At 66.1% G+C, this 16601-nt stretch carries 17 protein-coding genes; 12 read left to right on the forward strand and 5 right to left on the reverse strand.

Going from position 1 to position 16601, the window contains the following annotated elements; all coding sequences use genetic code 11:
- Positions 1–81: 81 nt before the first annotated feature.
- Together QI450_RS02755 and QI450_RS02760 are read left to right on the forward strand one after the other, a co-directional pair.
- Entirely contained in the window at positions 82–1605 is a 1524-nt protein-coding gene (locus tag QI450_RS02755; protein WP_226774045.1) for an amino acid permease, read from the forward strand.
- A 13-nt stretch (positions 1606–1618) separates the two neighbouring features.
- Positions 1619–3322, forward strand: coding sequence for an NAD(P)/FAD-dependent oxidoreductase (locus tag QI450_RS02760; RefSeq protein WP_226774044.1), 1704 nt, complete (start codon positions 1619–1621; stop codon positions 3320–3322).
- Between the two features lie 33 nt (positions 3323–3355).
- Here the strand turns inward: QI450_RS02760 and QI450_RS02765 are convergent, their stop codons facing one another.
- The 3 genes from QI450_RS02765 to purU all read right to left on the reverse strand — a co-directional run bounded on the left by QI450_RS02765 (position 3356) and on the right by purU (position 5240).
- A complete protein-coding gene (locus tag QI450_RS02765) occupies positions 3356–3874 on the reverse strand; it encodes a gamma carbonic anhydrase family protein (RefSeq protein ID WP_226774043.1) in 519 nt (172 codons plus the stop codon).
- Between the two features lie 91 nt (positions 3875–3965).
- The gene (locus QI450_RS02770) at positions 3966–4358 is read right to left on the reverse strand and encodes a class I SAM-dependent methyltransferase (protein WP_226774042.1); all 393 of its coding nucleotides are present in this window, start codon (positions 4356–4358) and stop codon (positions 3966–3968) included.
- 21 nt (positions 4359–4379) lie between these two features.
- Positions 4380–5240 (reverse strand): formyltetrahydrofolate deformylase, encoded by an 861-nt coding sequence (gene purU, locus QI450_RS02775; protein WP_226774041.1) that lies wholly within the window; start codon positions 5238–5240, stop codon positions 4380–4382.
- Between the two features lie 320 nt (positions 5241–5560).
- Here purU and glyA point away from each other — a divergent pair, with 320 nt between their 5' ends.
- The 10 genes from glyA to QI450_RS02825 all read left to right on the forward strand — a co-directional run bounded on the left by glyA (position 5561) and on the right by QI450_RS02825 (position 15000).
- Complete coding sequence (glyA, locus tag QI450_RS02780) at positions 5561–6859, forward strand: serine hydroxymethyltransferase (RefSeq protein ID WP_282359090.1); 1299 nt, start codon at positions 5561–5563, stop codon at positions 6857–6859.
- A 3-nt stretch (positions 6860–6862) separates the two neighbouring features.
- Positions 6863–7774 carry a bifunctional methylenetetrahydrofolate dehydrogenase/methenyltetrahydrofolate cyclohydrolase gene (locus QI450_RS02785; RefSeq protein WP_226774040.1) on the forward strand — a complete coding sequence of 304 codons (912 nt, stop codon included), beginning with the start codon at positions 6863–6865 and terminating at the stop codon, positions 7772–7774.
- 173 nt (positions 7775–7947) lie between these two features.
- A complete protein-coding gene (locus tag QI450_RS02790; RefSeq protein ID WP_282468094.1) occupies positions 7948–8955 on the forward strand; it encodes an ABC transporter ATP-binding protein in 1008 nt (335 codons plus the stop codon).
- Complete coding sequence (locus tag QI450_RS02795; protein WP_226774039.1) at positions 8948–9799, forward strand: ABC transporter permease; 852 nt, start codon at positions 8948–8950, stop codon at positions 9797–9799. Before QI450_RS02790 ends, QI450_RS02795 begins: the two co-directional genes overlap by 8 nt.
- Entirely contained in the window at positions 9796–10629 is an 834-nt protein-coding gene (locus QI450_RS02800) for an ABC transporter permease (protein ID WP_226774038.1), read from the forward strand. Before QI450_RS02795 ends, QI450_RS02800 begins: the two co-directional genes overlap by 4 nt.
- A gap of 65 nt (positions 10630–10694) precedes the next feature.
- The gene (locus QI450_RS02805) at positions 10695–11258 is read left to right on the forward strand and encodes a hypothetical protein (protein ID WP_226774037.1); all 564 of its coding nucleotides are present in this window, start codon (positions 10695–10697) and stop codon (positions 11256–11258) included.
- 10 nt (positions 11259–11268) lie between these two features.
- The gene (locus tag QI450_RS02810) at positions 11269–12102 is read left to right on the forward strand and encodes an exodeoxyribonuclease III (RefSeq protein ID WP_226774036.1); all 834 of its coding nucleotides are present in this window, start codon (positions 11269–11271) and stop codon (positions 12100–12102) included.
- Between the two features lie 16 nt (positions 12103–12118).
- Positions 12119–13222: a tryptophan--tRNA ligase gene (gene trpS / locus QI450_RS02815; RefSeq protein ID WP_226774035.1), complete on the forward strand. Its 1104-nt coding sequence runs from the start codon at positions 12119–12121 to the stop codon at positions 13220–13222.
- Between the two features lie 4 nt (positions 13223–13226).
- Complete coding sequence (locus QI450_RS02820; protein ID WP_226774034.1) at positions 13227–13892, forward strand: 2'-5' RNA ligase family protein; 666 nt, start codon at positions 13227–13229, stop codon at positions 13890–13892.
- Complete coding sequence (locus QI450_RS02825) at positions 13837–15000, forward strand: YihY/virulence factor BrkB family protein (RefSeq protein WP_226774033.1); 1164 nt, start codon at positions 13837–13839, stop codon at positions 14998–15000. Before QI450_RS02820 ends, QI450_RS02825 begins: the two co-directional genes overlap by 56 nt.
- Here QI450_RS02825 and QI450_RS02830 read toward each other — a convergent pair.
- On the reverse strand, positions 14957–15727 hold the full coding sequence (locus QI450_RS02830) for an alpha/beta hydrolase (protein WP_226774032.1): 771 nt from the start codon (positions 15725–15727) through the stop codon (positions 14957–14959). The genes QI450_RS02825 and QI450_RS02830 overlap by 44 nt on opposite strands.
- A 90-nt stretch (positions 15728–15817) precedes the next feature.
- Entirely contained in the window at positions 15818–16600 is a 783-nt protein-coding gene (locus tag QI450_RS02835; protein ID WP_226774031.1) for a succinate dehydrogenase iron-sulfur subunit, read from the reverse strand.
- Position 16601: the final 1 nt, after the last annotated feature.

Consider the following 16601-nt stretch of genomic DNA (forward strand, 5'->3'; position numbering starts at 1 on the left):
TTTTGCACATCCGTGAGAGCTGGCTCACACGCTTACGCTGGAGCCGGGGAAATTACCACTACTGCAGAACGGACGTCGACGATGACTGTGCCAACCCTTATGGGAGAACGGCCGCCGGCCACAACAGGCCGGCCCCGGCTTGCGGCGCAGCTGCTCCGCCGCAAGCCGATCGGACAGCTCGTCAGCGAAGCGGAAACCGGCCACGGCGGCACGCGGCTGGTCCGCAGCTTCGGTGTGCTGCAACTGACGATGATCAGCGTTGGCGCCACCCTCGGAACCGGCATCCTGGTGATCCTGGGCGAATCCGTCCCGCTGGCCGGCCCGGCCATCTGGATCTCCTTCGCCATCGCCGGCCTCGCCGCGCTGCTCTCCGCCGTCTCCTATGCCGAGATGGCCGGGATGGTCCCCGCGGCGGGATCGAGCTATTCGTACACCTACGCGACCATGGGCGAAGGCATGGCCTGGATCTGTGGCTGGTGCCTGGTGCTCGAATACGCTGTTTCCGTGGCCGCCGTCGCAGTCGGTGCCGGCCAGTACGTCAACGAAGCCCTCGCCGTCTTTGGCCTGGCCCTGCCGGACGCTCTTTCGCAGCCTCCCGGCGACGGCGGAGTGCTGAACGCGCCGGCGATCCTGATCGTGGTCCTCGCCATGGCGCTGCTGGTCCGGGGCGCCAAGGAAAGCGCCGGGATCAACACGTCCATTGTCCTGATCAAGGTGGGCATCCTGGTCTTCTTCTGCGCCGTGGCCTTCACGGCATTCAACGGCGCACACTTCGAGCCGCTGATGCCGATGGGCGCTGCCGGCGTCTCGGCTGCAGCCTCCCGGGTCTTCTTCTCCTACATCGGCTTCGACGCGGCCTCCACGGCCGGCGAGGAAGCCCGCAATCCCAAACGCGATCTGCCCAGGGCCATCCTGCTCTCGATGCTGATTGTTACAACCATCTACGTGCTCGTCGCCGTCGCAGCGATCGGCGCACGTCCCTGGGGCTGGTTCGATGGCACCGAAGCCGCCCTCGTGAAAATCCTGGAGGAGACCACCGGCCAGCCCTGGGTTGGGCTGGTATTCGCCGTCGGGGCCGTGCTGGCCATCGCCAGCATCGTGCTGACGGTCCTCTACGGTCAGACCCGCATCCTGCTCGCGATGGCAAGGGACGGTATGGTCCCCAGGATCTTCGGCCGTGTCTCGCCCCGAACCGGCACCCCGGTCGCCGGGACCCTGATTGTCGGCGTCGTCGTCGCCCTCACGGCAGGCCTCGTCCCGCTCGGCGCCCTGGCGGACGCCACCAGCATCGGCACGCTTTTCGCTTTCGCCCTGGTCAACGTCGCCGTCATCTACCTGCGGCGCAGCCGGCCGGAACTCAAAAGGAGTTTCCGCGTTCCCCTGTTTCCGCTAACGCCCCTGCTGGGCGCCGCGATGTGCGGCTACCTGATGCTCAACCTTGGCGCCGAGACCTGGGTAGTCTTCGGGCTCTGGATGCTGGTGGGGCTCGCCGTCTACTTCGGCTACAGCCGCAGGAACTCCCGGGTGGCGGCACTCAGCTCCGAGGAATACCGTGAACTATCCGGCGCAGCCCCCGCCGACACCACTTCCGTCCCGAACCGATGAAAGCCAGCCACCTATGACAACCGCCACAGAACTGCCCGCTCCTGGAACCACAACTCCGGACTCCGGAGTCCAGGCTCCCATCACCATGCTGAACCCTGACTTCCCGTTCAGCTACGACCATTACCTGGCCCATCCGGACGGACTGGGCGCCATCCCGGAAGAGCTGTACGGGACCGAAGTGGCAGTAGTGGGCGCCGGCCTTTCCGGGCTGGTGGCGGCCTACGAGCTGATGAAACTGGGCCTCCGGCCCGTCATCTACGAGGCGGACAGGATCGGCGGGCGGCTGCGGACGGCCACCTTCCCCTCGGCCGCCGGCGTCGTGGCCGATCTGGGCGGGATGCGCTTTCCCGTCTCGGGGAAGGCTTTCTACCACTATGTGGAGATGCTCGGGCTGGAAACCCAGGAGTTCCCGAATCCGCTGGCCGCTGTTACCTCCAGCACCGTCATTGAGCTGGCGGGCCAAAAGTACTACGCCAGCACGCCTGCGGACCTGCCGCCGTTCTTCCGCGAAGTCGCCGATGCCTGGAAAGCTGCCGTCAACGACGGCGCCAAGTTCAGCGAGATGCAGGACGCCATCCGCGCCCGGGACACCGCCCGGATCAAGGAACTGTGGAACGCGCTGCTGCCGCTGCTGGACGAACAGACCTTTTACGGATTCATCGCCGGCAGCGAATCGTTCAAGAAGGCCGGCTTCGCGCACCGCGAGGCCTTCGGCCAGGTGGGCTTCGGCACCGGCGGCTGGGACACGGACTTCCCCAACTCCATCCTGGAGATCCTGCGTGTGGTGTACACCGATGCCGACGACGCGCACCGGCTTATTGCCGGCGGAGCGCAACGGCTCCCGGACGCGCTCTGGGAGCATACGCCGTCGGGCATGGTGCACTGGCCCGACGGGACGTCACTGGCATCGCTGCACGCCGGCGCCCCCAGGGGCGCCGTGGACAGGATCGCCCGGGACGGCAGCAGTGATTTCCGGATCCGGGAACGGTGGGGCCGGGAGGCCGCCTATCCCGCTGTTATCAGCACGTGCCAGTCGTGGCTGCTGTCGACGCGGATCCACACCGAGGAAACCTTGTTCCCGGCAGAATTGTGGACTGCAATCGAGCGCTCGCACTACATGCAGTCGTCCAAGACCTTTGTGATGGTCGACAGGCCGTTCTGGAAGGACATTGATCCCGCCACCGGCCGCGAGGTGATGTCCATGACGCTGACGGACCGGCTGAACCGGGCCACCTACCTGCTGGACAACGGGCCGGACAAGCCTGCGGTGATCCTGCTCTCCTACACCTGGAATGACGACGCGCTCAAATGGCTGGCCCTGGACGCGGACCAGAGGACGGAACTGATGCTGCACTCGCTCGCGCAGATCTACCCGGGCGTGGACATTGCCAGCCACATCGTGGGCCAGCCCATCACAGTCTCCTGGGAAGCGGACCCCAACTTCATGGGGGCCTTCAAAGCCAACCTGCCGGGGCACTACCGCTACCAGCAGCGGCTGTTCAGCCACTTTAAGCAGGACCAGCTCCCGGAGCAGCAGCGGGGCATCTTCCTGGCTGGGGACGACGTGTCCTTTACTGCGGGCTGGGCCGAAGGCGCCGTTACCACCGGGCTGAACGCGGCCTGGGGAGTCGTCCGGCACCTCGGCGGGTCATCGGCCGCCGGCAACCCGGGTCCGGGCGATCTGCTGGCGGAATTGGGCCCGATCTCCCTGGACTGAGCTCCCTGGACCGAGCCGTCTGGATGAGGGTCCTTAGCCGTGCATTTCGAGGTGCGCCCGGGCCAGCTCCCGGTAGTGTGCCGCGTTCTGCTGGACGCCGGCGAACTCCTCGTCGCTGAGTTCGCGGCGGACCTTTGCCGGCACCCCGGCGACCAGCGAACGCGGCGGAATGATGGTTCCTTCCAGCACCACAGCGCCGGCTGCGACCAGTGACCCTGCCCCGATGACGGCGCCGTTGAGGATGGTGGCGCTCATGCCGATCAGGCAGTCGTCCTCGACCGTGCAGCCATGGACGACGGCGCTGTGCCCAACGCTGACCCGGGCGCCCACGGTGCAGGGGAAGCCCGGGTCAGCGTGCAGGACCACGTTGTCCTGCAGGTTGCTGCCGGCGCCGACGCTGATTGCGGCGGTGTCTGCCCGAACGGATACGCCATAAAACGCGCTTGAGTTTTCCGCGAGGGTCGCTTTGCCGATCACGGAGGCGCTCGGCGCGATGAAAACGGAGTTATGGACAGCCGGGGTGTCCCCGGCGAAAGCGTAAATGGGAGCCATGCCTCCAGCCTAGGACACGGACCTCCCCAACTGACTCGCAGCAGGGGTCGTTTTGAGCGCCCAAAACGACCCCTGCTGCGAGTCAGTTGGGTCAGGCGGGGGAGCGGAGGACTGTTACGCCTTCGCCGGGGCGTACGACGGCGATCGGCGCCCCGGGTGCCGCCACGCGGCCCAGTTCGCTCACGACGTCGTCCCATTCCGCCGGGGGCAGGCCCGCCAGGGCCTCGACCGCCCACACCGACGGGAACGCCGAGTCGGCAAAGGGCAGTGCGCGGGCCCCTGCGACCGAAGCCTCCAGCCCGTGGGCCCGGGCCGCATGGATGTTCTCCTCGGACCGGTCCACGCCGGTGAAATGGATGCCGGACTGGACAAAACGCAGTCCGTCCGCGCCCCGGCCGCAGTCAAGGCCCAGCACGCCGTCGCGGCTTTCGGCCTTGAGCAGGGCCAGGAACTCGGTCAGTGGGTCCTGCGGGGAAAATACCATACCCCTATTCAATGTCCGGGATCAGCTGAAAACAACCGTCCGGTTCCCATCCAACAGGACCCGGTGTTCGGCATGCCACTGCACCGCCTGGGCCAGGGTGCGGCCCTCCACGTCCCGGCCCATCTGGACAAACTGCCCGGCGGTACCCCGGTGGTCCACCCGGATGACTTCCTGTTCGATGATCGGGCCCTCGTCCAGGGCTGCCGTCACGTAGTGTGCGGTGGCACCGATGAGCTTCACGCCGCGGGCGTGCGCCTGGTGGTAGGGCTTGGCGCCCTTGAAGGAGGGCAGGAAGGAATGGTGGATGTTGATGGCCTTGCCGGTCAGCTGCTGGCACAGTTCGTCGGAGATGATCTGCATGTACCGGGCCAGGACCGTCAGTTCGATGTTGTGCTGGGCCATCAGCGTTCTGAGCTCATCCTCGGCCTGGACCTTGGTCTCGGGCGTGACGGGGATGTGGTGGAAGGGGATGCCGTAGAACTCTGCGAGGCCGGCGAGGTCGCAGTGGTTGGACACGATGGCCGGGATCTCGATGGGCAGGGTGCCGGAGCGCTGCAGGAACAGCAGATCGTTGAGGCAGTGTGCTGAGGTACTGGCCATCAGCAGGGTGCGGATCTTGCGGCCGGCCGGATTGAGTCTCCACTGCATCTCGAACGCCTGGGCAACCGGCTCCAGCGCCGCGTAAAGTTCCGGCTGGGAGACCGCCGTCGTGGCCTCGACGCGCATAAAAAACGTGCCAGTGCTTTGGCTGCCGTACTGCTGCGAGTCGGTAATATTGCAGCCCGCAACGAGCAGGGCGCCTGCGACGGCGTGCACGATTCCGGGGCGGTCCGGGCAGGAGAGAGTCAGGATATACGAAGTGGTCAGCTGGTCGTCAGTCACGGAAGTCAAGCCTACCCGCGCTCGCTCGCGGGCTGGGCCCGGGCCGCGGCCCTGGGGTACTCTGGAACCGTCGCAACTGGCGTTGGGTGGCTAACCACCAGGGAGCGGCACTGACGAAGACCACGGATCGTACGCCTGGGCCGAGGGTTATGTTTTCCGGTTGGCAGCGCCTTGCTGCCGGCCCGCGTCGGCACCCGCTTGGGGGTGCCGGTACCTTTTTTACGTCCCCGTCCGCGGAGGCCGTCATCAAGGGGCGCCGTCGCGGACCAGCCGGTAACCTGACCTTTAAGCAGTTCCCGTTGCCTAGCCAGGAGTTCCCCGTGACCACCTCCCTTAGCCTGTCGTCCGCCGTGAGCAACCAGCCACTTGCCGAACTTGACCCTGAAATCGCCGCAGTCCTCGCCCAGGAGCTGGGCCGCCAGCGCGGCACCCTGGAAATGATTGCCTCCGAGAACTTCGCCCCGCGCGCTGTGATGGAAGCCCAGGGCTCAGTCCTGACCAACAAGTACGCCGAGGGCTATCCCGGGCGCCGCTACTACGGCGGCTGCGAATACGTCGATATCGCCGAGCAGCTCGCGATCGACCGCGTCAAGGAACTTTTCGGCGCCGAATACGCCAACGTCCAACCGCACTCCGGCGCCCAGGCCAACGCCGCGGCGCTCTCCGCGATGATCACCCCGGGGCAAAAGATCCTCGGCCTGTCACTGGCCCACGGCGGCCACCTGACCCACGGCATGAAACTCAACTTCTCCGGCAAGCTCTACGAGGTTGCCGCCTACCAAGTCGAGGAAGAGAGCTTCCGGATCGACATGGACAAACTCCGCGAGCAGGCGATCGCGGAGAAACCCCAGGTCATCATCGCCGGCTGGTCCGCTTACCCGCGCCAGCTGGACTTCGCGGCCTTCCGCTCGATCGCCGATGAGGTCGGCGCGCTGCTCTGGACCGACATGGCGCACTTCGCCGGCCTCGTGGCCGCCGGCCTGCACCCCAGCCCGGTCCCGCACTCCGACGTCGTCACCTCCACCGTGCACAAGACCCTCGCCGGCCCCCGCTCCGGCGTAATCCTGGCCAAAAAGGAGTGGGCCAAAAAAATCAACTCCAACGTCTTCCCGGGCCAGCAGGGCGGACCGCTTATGCACGTCATCGCCGCCAAGGCCGTTGCGTTCAAGATCGCCGGCACGGAGGAATTCAAGGAGCGCCAGCAGCGCGTCCTGGAAGGCGCCCGGATCATCGCCGACCGCCTGAACCAGGCCGATGTGTCCGACGCCGGCGTCTCCGTCCTCACCGGGGGCACCGACGTGCACCTGGTCCTGGTGGACCTGCGGAACTCCCAGCTCGACGGCCAGCAGGCGGAGGACCTCCTGCACTCGGTCGGCATCACGGTCAACCGCAACGCCGTGCCGTTCGACCCCCGCCCGCCAATGGTCACCTCGGGCCTGCGCATCGGCACCCCGGCCCTGGCCACCCGCGGCTTCGGCGCCGAGGAGTTCACGGAGGTCGCCGAGATCATCGCCACCGCGCTGAAGTCCGGCTCCGCCGCCGACATCGAGGCGCTCCAGTCCCGCGTGGACAAGCTCGCCGCCGACTTCCCGCTGTACCCGCAGCACGAGCAGTGGTAGGCCATGACTTCTGCAGAGACTGCACAAACGGCTGAACGGGCGCAGATCCTGGACGGCAAAGCCACCGCCGCCATCATCAAGGCCGAACTGACCGAACGCGTGGCCGCGCTCAAGACCCGGGGCATCGTGCCGGGCCTGGGCACCATCCTCGTGGGCTCCGACCCGGGCAGCACCTGGTACGTCGGCGGCAAGCACAAGGACTGTGCCGAGGTGGGCATCACGTCCATCCGGCGTGACCTGCCGGCGGAAACCACTCAGGAAGAGCTCCTGGCCGTGGTCCGGGAGCTCAACGGAAACCCGGAGTGCACCGGCTACATCATCCAGCTCCCGCTGCCCAAGCACATCGACCAGGACGTCATCCTGGAGGCCATGGATCCGGACAAGGACGCCGACGGCCTGCACCCGATGAACCTCGGCCGGCTCGTGGCCAACGTCAGCGGGCCGATGAAGTCCCCGCTGCCGTGCACGCCCAAGGGTTGCGTGGAGCTGCTCACCCGGCACGGCATCAGCCTCAACGGCAAGCGCGTGCTCGTGGTTGGCCGCGGCGTCACGATCGGCCGCCCGGTGGGGCTGCTGCTCACCCGGAAGGACGTCAACGCCACTGTCATCCTGGCCCACACCGGCACGGTGGACCTGCCCGCCGAACTCCGCCGGGCCGACGTTGTGATTGCCGCGGCTGGCCAGCCGCACATGATCAAGGCGGCGGACCTCAAGCCGGGCGCCATCGTGCTCGACGTCGGCGTGAGCCGCGTCGACGACGGCTCCGGGAAGGCCGTCGTCACCGGAGACGTGGACCCCGCAGCTGCCGACGTCGCTGCTTGGCTGTCCCCGAACCCCGGGGGAGTGGGCCCGATGACCCGAGCCATGCTGCTGGCCAACGTGGTGGAAACCGCGGAACGCCGGCTGCACGGCTAACCCTCGGGGACGCCGTCAACTGAACCGCATCCCACCCAACTGACTCGCAGATCAGGCCGTTTTGGGCGCTCAAAACGGCCTGAACTGCGAGTCAGTTGGGTTTCGGCAAATGGATGGACTTTTTTACGAAAAGACTCTTTCATAGTTCGGCGGTTTCCACTACCGTGATTTGGGTGCCTGAACTAGTCTCAAAAGAATCCTCAGCCAAGGAAGCCTCTCAACAGGACGCACCATTGAGCCGCCCCGCCGAATCCGCCCCGCAGTATGTGATCACTGCCGAGAACCTGACGAAGCGCTACGGCGATGTCGTCGCCGTCGACGGTATCTCCTTCGCCGTCCCCGCCGGCGAGGCGTTTGGCCTGCTCGGCCCCAACGGCGCGGGCAAGTCCACCACCATGAAGATGATCGGCGGGGTGTCCCGGCGGACCTCCGGGAGCCTGAGCATCATGGGCCTGGACCCGGACCAGAACGGTCCGGAGGTGCGTGCCCACCTGGGCGTCGTCCCGCAGCAGGACAACCTCGACGAGGAACTCAAGGTCCGGGACAACCTCCTGGTCTACGGCCGCTACTTCGGCCTGCCGATGAGCTACCTCAAGCCCAAAGCCGATGAACTGCTGGAGTTCGCCCAGCTCACCGACAAGGCCAAGTCCAAGGTGGACGCGCTCTCCGGCGGCATGAAGCGCCGGCTGACGATCGCACGCTCCCTAATCAACGAACCCCGGATCCTGCTCCTGGATGAACCCACCACCGGGCTGGACCCGCAGGCGCGGCACATCCTCTGGGACCGGCTGTTCCGGCTCAAGGAGCAGGGTGTCACCCTGATCCTCACCACGCACTACATGGACGAGGCCGAGCAGCTCTGCGACCGCCTGATCGTGGTGGACAAGGGCAGGATCATGGCCGAGGGTTCGCCCGCCAGCCTGATCCGCGAATACTCCACCCGTGAAGTCCTGGAATTGCGCTTCGGCTCGGAACGCAACGCCACCATCGGTGCCGAACTCGAAGGCATCGGCGAACGGCTCGAAACCCTGCCGGACCGTGTCCTCATCTACGCCCACGACGGCGAGGCCGCCCTCGAAGAGGTCTCCGCCCGCGGGTTGCGGCCGGTGACGTCGCTGGTGCGCCGGTCCTCGCTCGAAGACGTTTTCCTGCGGCTGACCGGCAGGAGCCTCGTTGAGTAGGTCGGTGACGACGCCGGCTCCCGCACTGCGCGCCCATTCGCCGGAGGTCTCGGCCGCCCGCGCCCGGCGCTGGGGCTCGCTCTACTTCGCCGAGCACGTCCTCCGGGTGATGAAGAGCTACGGCTGGACCATCGTTATGTACGGCGTCGGGCAGCCAGTCGCCTACCTCTTCGCCATGGGCGTAGGGCTCGCAAGCCTCGTAGACACCAGCAGCACCGCAACCTTCGGCGGCGTCAGCTACCTGGTCTTCATTGCTCCGGCCCTGCTGGTCTCGGCCGCGGTCATGACGGCCGCCAGCGAATTGACCTTCCCGATCATGGACGGTTTCAAGTGGCGCCGCGTCTTCTACGGGCCGCACGCGTCGCCGTTGACGCCGGAGCAGATTGCCCTCGGACAGATCATCGCCGTCACTGTGCGTTTCGTGCTGCAGTCCGCGATCTACTTCGCCGTCATTGCGCTGTTCGGGGCGTCGCCGAGCGGCTGGGGCTGGGTCTCGATCCTGGTAGCCACCCTCGCGGGTTTGGCTTTTGGATTGCCGCTGATGGCCTACGCGGCTTCGATCAAGCAGGACAAAGGCCAGTTCGCCATGGTCATGCGGTTTATCGTGATGCCGCTGTTCCTGTTTTCGGGCACCTTCTTCCCGCTGGACTCGCTGCCCCTCGCCGTGCGCTGGATCGGCTGGATCTCACCGATCTGGCACGGCACCGAACTTGGCCGGGTCTTCAGCTACGGCTACCCGGAGGCCCCGTTGCTGACCATCGCGCACGTCGTTTTCCTGCTGGCCCTCACGGTGCTCGGCTGGGTCCTGACCAAACGCCGGTTCATCAGGAGGATGGCCGGATGAGCGCCGTCACCACCAGCCACAGCGCCACCGAGGCCGCACGCAACCGGAAGTTCGGGCCGCTCTACTCCCGGAACGTGCGCGCCGTCGTCGCCCGCGGGCTGATGGCCACTAAGAGCAGCAACTGGATGGTCATGCTCTCCGGCTTCTTCGAGCCCGTGCTGTACCTGATTGCCATGGGCGTGGGCCTGGGCGCCATTGTGGGCCCGGTGCAGGGCCCGGGCGGCGGGGAGATTTCCTATGCCGCCTACATCGCGCCGGCCCTGCTGGCCGTGTCCGCCATGAACGGGGCCGTCTACGACTCGACCTGGAATGTCTTCTTTAAGATGAACTTCGCCAAGCTGTACCAGGGCATGCTTTACACCTCCCTGGGCCCGCTGGACGTCGCCATGGGGGAGATCTTCCTGGCCCTGCTGCGCGGCCTGATGTACGCCACCGGGTTCACCGCAGTTATGGGCCTTATGGGGCTGATCACCACGCCGTGGGCCGTCCTTATGATCCCGGCCGCCGTGTTGATCGCGTTCGGTTTCGCGAGCTTCGGGATGGGCATCACGAGCTTTATGAAGACGTTCCAGCAGATGGACTGGATCAACTTCGTTATGTTGCCGATGTTCCTGTTCAGCGCCACCTTCTACCCGCTCAGCGTCTACCCGCAGTACATCCAGTGGCTCATCCAGGCGATGCCGCTGTGGCACGGCGTGGAACTGCTCCGGCAAATCAGTGTGGGAGCCTTCACCCCGGCAACAGCTGTGCACATCGGCTACTACCTCGTGATGATCGCCTGCGGCCTGCTGCTGACCACCGGCCGGCTGCGCCGGCTGTTCCTCAAGTAGGGCCGGAGCGTTCGCCCCGGGTGGAAGCGGCCCGGGGCCGTGCGGGGATTTGCGATAATAGGCTCATGCAATCTCTGGGCAACCCCGCGTCTTCCAAGCCGTCCGCGAACAGCACCAAGTTCTCCATGCTCCGCATCAGCGGACCCGGGATGATGGTCTTTATCATCGCCTTTGTCGTCGCGGTCATCTTTGCCGCGAACCAGAACGACGTCGTCGGCTGGCTTGTGGCGATCATCGCCGGCTTCTGGCTCGCCCTGGCTTCCTTTGTGGTCTTCAGTATCCAGAAGGCCGCCAAGAAGGCCGGAGCCAAGATCACTGAAGCGCAGAACGCCTTCAACGCCGCGGCCGGCCGCGCGCCGTCGTCGGGCAGTGTTGACCATGGCAGCACCCGGCGCGTCGAGGTCCGCCGCGATGCCGATGAAGTCCGGGACCTGAAACTCGACCACTCGTTCAAGATCGTCCAGGTCCAGGTCCGCGTCGTCGAGCAGGAACGGGAGAAGGGCGCCGCCGCGGATCAGGACACGATCCGCCGGGCGCTGGAGACCATCGAGATCACTGCCACCAACGCCCGGGACATGATCAAGTCCGCCGGCACCGACGAACCTGTCGCCGGAACCATTGTCGACTAGAGTGGATCGGGTGAGTTCGGCATTGAAGAAGGACAACCTTCGCATCGCATCGGTCAACGTCAATGGCCTCCGTGCCGCGTATAGGAATGGCATGGCGGAATGGCTTGAGCCCCGCGAAGTGGACATTCTCTGCCTGCAGGAAGTCCGCGCGCCGGACGCGATCGTCCGTCAGCTGCTCGGCGAGGGATGGTTCATCCTGCACGCGGAAGCCGAAGCCAAGGGCCGCGCCGGCGTCGCCATAGCCGCCCGGACCGAACCCCTGCAGACCCGGGTGGGCATTGGGGACGACTACTTCGCCACCGCCGGCCGCTGGGTCGAAGCCGACTTCGCGGTCCGCAACGCCGCTGGCGAAGCCTCGCAGCTGACAGTCGTCAGCGCCTACGTGCACTCCGGCGAGGCCGGGACCCCAAAGCAGGACGACAAGTTCCGGTTCCTTGACGTGATGCTCAACCGGCTTCCCGAGCTGGGCAAACACAGCGACCACGCCCTCGTGGTGGGCGACCTCAACGTCGGCCACACGCAACTGGACATTCGAAACTGGAAGGGCAACGTCAAACGTGCCGGCTTCCTGCCGGAGGAACGGGCGTACTTCGACCGGTTCTTCGGCGCGGACATCGGCTGGAAGGATGTCCACAGGGGCCTGGCGGGCAACGTAGACGGCCCCTACACTTGGTGGTCGCAACGGGGACAGGCCTTCGACAACAACACCGGCTGGCGCATTGACTACCACATGGCCACGCCCGCTCTCGCGGCGGCCGCAGTCTCAGCCGTTGTTGACCGTGCACCGTCCTGGGACACCCGCTTCTCCGACCACGCCCCGCTGGTAGTGGACTACCGGCTCTAGTCTTAAGGCCCCACGAATGACTTCTCCCTCCACTGTGACCCCGGTCGACGATGCTGCCACCGAAACCGCCTCCCCTGCCTCCGCCGCCCCCACTACCGGGGTCCGGCAGCGCATCCTCTCCGGCATGCAGCCTTCGGCAGATTCCCTGCACCTGGGCAATTACCTCGGCGCCCTGGTGAATTGGGTCCGGATGCAGGATGAGTTCGACGCTATCTTCTTCATCCCGGACCTGCACGCAATCACGGTTCCGCAGGACCCTGCCGAGCTGGCCCACCGCACCCGGGTCACGGCCGCGCAGTACATCGCCGGCGGCGTGGACGTGGACAAGTGCACGCTCTTCGTCCAGTCCCAGGTACCCGAGCACGCCCAGCTGGCCTGGGTGCTGAACTGCATCACCGGCTTCGGCGAGGCCTCCCGGATGACCCAGTTCAAGGACAAGGCCTCACGGCACGGCTCGGACCAGGCCAGCGTCGGCCTGTTCACCTACCCGGTCCTGCAGGCCGCGGATATCCTCCTCTACCAGCCGCACGGTGTGCCGGTAGGAGAAGACCAGCGGCAGCACGTGGAACTCAGCCGCGACCTGGCCCAGCGCTTCAATTCCCGCTTCGGCGAGACCTTCAACGTTCCGGCGCCCTTCATCCAGAAGGAATCGGCGAAAATCTACGACCTGCAAAACCCCACAGCCAAGATGTCCAAGTCGGCCGAATCACCAGCCGGGCTAATCAACCTGCTGGATGAGCCCAAGGTCATCACCAAGCGGATCAAATCCGCGGTCACGGACGCGGAGACGGAGATCCGGTTCGACCGCGAGGCCAAGCCCGGGGTTTCGAACCTCCTGACCATCTACTCGGCGATCACCGGGCAAAGTGTGGATGCCCTTGTCGCTGCGTACCAGGGCAAAATGTACGGCCACCTGAAGGTCGACCTCGCCGAGGTGGTGGCAGATCGACTCACCCCCATCCGGGACCGGGCGAACGAATTGCTGGATGACCCCGCGGAGCTGGACCGGCTGCTGGCACTCGGCGCCGACAAGGCCCGAGAGATTGCCTCGGTCACCCTGCGCGACGTGTACGCCAAGGTGGGGTTCCTGCCCTACGCCGGAGCCCAGGGAGTCCGCTAGCGCAATGTCCTCCGTCAGCAGAGTCACCGCCAACGAGCCGGCACGTGCCACGGCGCGTGCCGGCAGCGGCACGGGTTCCGGGAGCCAGGACGCCGAGGGCAATGGACACCGCGGCGAGGGCATCAGTATCGGTGTGATCCTGGGGTTTCCGGAGGCTATCGCCGAGGAACTTCAGCGCTGGCGGGCGTCCTTCGGTGACCCCATGGCGGGTGTCATCCCGGCCCACATCACGCTGGTGACGACCACCACGACCCGGGACTGGGACGCGACCCGGAAACATGTCCGGGCCATCGCGAGCAGGCAGGAGCCCTTCCACGTGACCATCGCCGGGACGGGCTCCTTCCGGCCGGTGTCCCCGGTGGTCTTCCTGAACGTCGAGGATGGATTCGGCGATTGCGTGAGCCTGCACGAGCGGCTTCAGGCAGGTCCGTTGGAGCGGGAGCTGCCATTCGAGTACCACCCGCACGTTACTGTGGCCCATGACGTCGCGCCGGAAAGCCTTGATGAGGCCGAAACGGCGCTCAAGGATTACCGGGCGACGTTCCCGGTCGCTAGCATGGGACTCTACGAACACGACCAGAACGGTATCTGGCAGCTACGGGAAGAACTGGACTTTGGGACCGAATTCGACATCGACCGAGGCGAGGACGGGGCCCCAGACGCCCGCTGAACCACCCCTACCGACCGATCTGGCCGGGCTACGGCTGGAAGTCATCCGCAAGAGGCTCGAGTGGGGCAAGGCGCGGCGCTCCGGCGGCGGGACGGCGGCGCTGCTGGCAATGCTGCCGTGGCTGATCGCCCGGCTCAACACCCTTCGCCCGCTGCGTGCGTTCCAGCACTACAACCGCCAGCACGGGCCGCTGATGAGCGCCGGCATCGGGTTCCGGATGTTCTTCTCCATCACCGGTCTGCTGGCCACCGGCTTCTCCCTCGCGGGCCTGTTCCTAAGCGGACAGCCCGCGCTGCTGGACCAAATCATCAAGAGTGTGGCCACAGCCGCACCGGGCCTGCTGCAGGTCGACGGCGGCGAGGGCCTGGTGGATCCCAAGAAACTGCTGAACCCCTCCGGCCTCGGCTGGACTGCTGTGATCGCCGCCGGGGTGACCGTTTTCACCGCCCTGGGCTGGATCAGCGGCATTCGCGACGGCGTGCGCGGCATGATGGGATGGGGTCCCCGCACTATCAACCCGGTCCTGCAAATACTGCGCGACGCGGGCATCCTGCTGCTGCTCGGAGTGGCCCTTGTGATCAGCTCGGCGGCCTCGCTGGTTTTCGGCACCGCTGCCGACTGGGTGGCCGAGCAGCTGAGCCTCGATCCGCTGATCGCCTGGCCGCTGACGACGTCCGTGACGATTGTGGTGCCGCTGCTGCTGGGTTGGGGAACCGCCTTGATTATGTTCCGGCTGGCCGCGGGGCTTAAAGCGGCCCGGCGCTCACTGCTGGAAGGGACCCTCATCGCAGCGGCCGGCACCACAGTGCTGCAGATCTTCAGCACCCAGCTACTGGCCAGCGCGGGAAAGAACCCCATCCTGGCGCCCTTCGCCATCATCATCGGCCTGCTCATCTGGTTCAACCTGGTCAGCCAGGTGTACGTTGTCAGCGCCGCATGGGTGTCGGTCCGGGAGAAGGACCTCAAGCTGCAGCCGGCCAGCACCAGGACCGGGTGGGGCGCCCGCCGGGTCCAGCCGGGCAAGACGCCCGTGGACGCCGGGGAAACCCGCCGCCCGGTCCCGGCTACGAGGTGGCGTCGAGGTACTGGTCGGCCCAGGCTGAAATAATCCGCGCCGCCCGCGCCGCCTGGCCCTTGCCGGTCAGGAGGTGGTCGCTCCCCTCCAGCGACACAAAGCTGCGCGGGTGGCGGGCCGTCTGGAAGATGGTGCTTGCGTTTTCGATGCCCACGGTGTTGTCGGTGGGGGAGTGCAGCACCATCAGCGGTTTGTGCAGCTGCCGGATGCAGTCCGTCAGGTCCGCCTGTTCCAGGTCCTCCACAAAATGCCGCCGGATCTCCACCCGTTTGCCGCCCAGGTCCACTTCGGCGCTGCCCTCGTTGAGGATCCGGTCCAGCGCCGAGTCAAAGACGTGTGCCACATGCTTGGGCGAGAACGGGGCGCCCACTGTGGCAACGGCGTCGAGTTCCGGGATCTCCCGCGCGGCCGCCAGCACAGCGGCCCCGCCAAAGGAATGACCCACCAGCAGCGACACCGGACGGCCCGCCAGGCGCATAAACTCGGCCGCCTTGACGGTGTCCGCCACCTTGTGGCTAAAGGATCCCTCCGACCATAAGCCTGCGGATTCGCCCAGGCCCAGGTTGTCGAAGCGGAGCATGCCCACCCCGTTGTCCGCCAGCTCCTTGCACATCCTCGACGCCGAGGGGCTGTCCTTGCCCAGCGTAAAGCCGTGCGAGAACACACCCCAGCCTTTCACCGCGCCGTCGGGGACATCAATAATGCCGGAGAGGGTTTCCCCGGTGGAACCTTGGAAGGAGACCTTTTCGGAGCGGGACACGGGAACCTTTCGATGGTGGGGCCGACGACGACGGCGCCCCCAACCGCAAAGGTGGGAGGCGCCGTCGTCGTTTGTGCTGTGAAGCGGTTGCTAGATCTTGCGGGACAGGATTGCCTGCTTGACCTCGGCGATTGCCTGCGTGACCTGGATGCCGCGCGGGCATGCCTCGGTGCAGTTGAAGGTGGTGCGGCAACGCCACACACCTTCCTTGTCGTTGAGGATCTCCAGGCGCATGTCGCCTGCGTCATCCCGGGAATCGAAGATGAAGCGGTGCGCGTTGACGATCGCTGCCGGGCCGAAGTACTGGCCGTCGGTCCAGAAAACCGGGCAGGACGAGGTGCACGCGGCGCAGAGGATGCACTTGGTCGTGTCATCGAACCGCTCGCGGTCCTCGGCCGACTGCAGGCGTTCCTTGGTGGGCTCATGGCCGCGGTTGATCAGGAACGGCATCACCTCGCGGAAGGACTGGAAGAACGGTTCCATGTCCACAATCAGGTCCTTTTCCACCGGAAGACCCTTGATCGGCTCGACGGTGATGGGCTTGGAGGTATCCAGGTCCTTCAGCAGCGTTTTGCAGGCAAGGCGGTTGCGGCCGTTGATGCGCATGGCATCGGAGCCGCAGACACCGTGTGCACAGGAGCGGCGGAAGGAGACGCTGCCGTCGATTTCCCACTTCACCTTGTGCAGGGCGTCCAGGACGCGGTCCGTGCCGTACATGGTGACGTGGAAGTCGTCCCAGGTGGACTCGTCGGAGACCTCCGGGTTGTAGCGGCGCACCCGCAGGTGGACGTCGAAGGACGGAATGTCTCCGCCGCCGCCGATGTGGGCGGGCAGTTCGATCTTGGAAGCTGGCTCAGCGAGTTCAGCGGTCATC

Source organism: Arthrobacter sp. EM1 (assembly GCF_029964055.1).
In the GTDB taxonomy this organism is placed as follows: domain Bacteria; phylum Actinomycetota; class Actinomycetes; order Actinomycetales; family Micrococcaceae; genus Arthrobacter.

Excerpts from the sequence above, each read along its gene's own strand:
- QI450_RS02755 (WP_226774045.1), top strand. The coding sequence starts at position 82 with ATGACTGTGCCAACCCTTATGGGAGAACGGCCGCCGGCCACAACAGGC.
- QI450_RS02760 (WP_226774044.1), top strand. The coding sequence starts at position 1,619 with ATGACAACCGCCACAGAACTGCCCGCTCCTGGAACCACAACTCCGGAC.
- QI450_RS02765 (WP_226774043.1), bottom strand. The coding sequence starts at position 3,874 with ATGGCTCCCATTTACGCTTTCGCCGGGGACACCCCGGCTGTCCATAAC.
- QI450_RS02770 (WP_226774042.1), bottom strand. The coding sequence starts at position 4,358 with ATGGTATTTTCCCCGCAGGACCCACTGACCGAGTTCCTGGCCCTGCTC.
- QI450_RS02785 (WP_226774040.1), top strand. The coding sequence starts at position 6,863 with ATGACTTCTGCAGAGACTGCACAAACGGCTGAACGGGCGCAGATCCTG.
- QI450_RS02800 (WP_226774038.1), top strand. The coding sequence starts at position 9,796 with ATGAGCGCCGTCACCACCAGCCACAGCGCCACCGAGGCCGCACGCAAC.
- QI450_RS02805 (WP_226774037.1), top strand. The coding sequence starts at position 10,695 with ATGCAATCTCTGGGCAACCCCGCGTCTTCCAAGCCGTCCGCGAACAGC.
- trpS (WP_226774035.1), top strand. The coding sequence starts at position 12,119 with ATGACTTCTCCCTCCACTGTGACCCCGGTCGACGATGCTGCCACCGAA.
- QI450_RS02820 (WP_226774034.1), top strand. The coding sequence starts at position 13,227 with ATGTCCTCCGTCAGCAGAGTCACCGCCAACGAGCCGGCACGTGCCACG.
- QI450_RS02835 (WP_226774031.1), bottom strand. The coding sequence starts at position 16,600 with ATGACCGCTGAACTCGCTGAGCCAGCTTCCAAGATCGAACTGCCCGCC.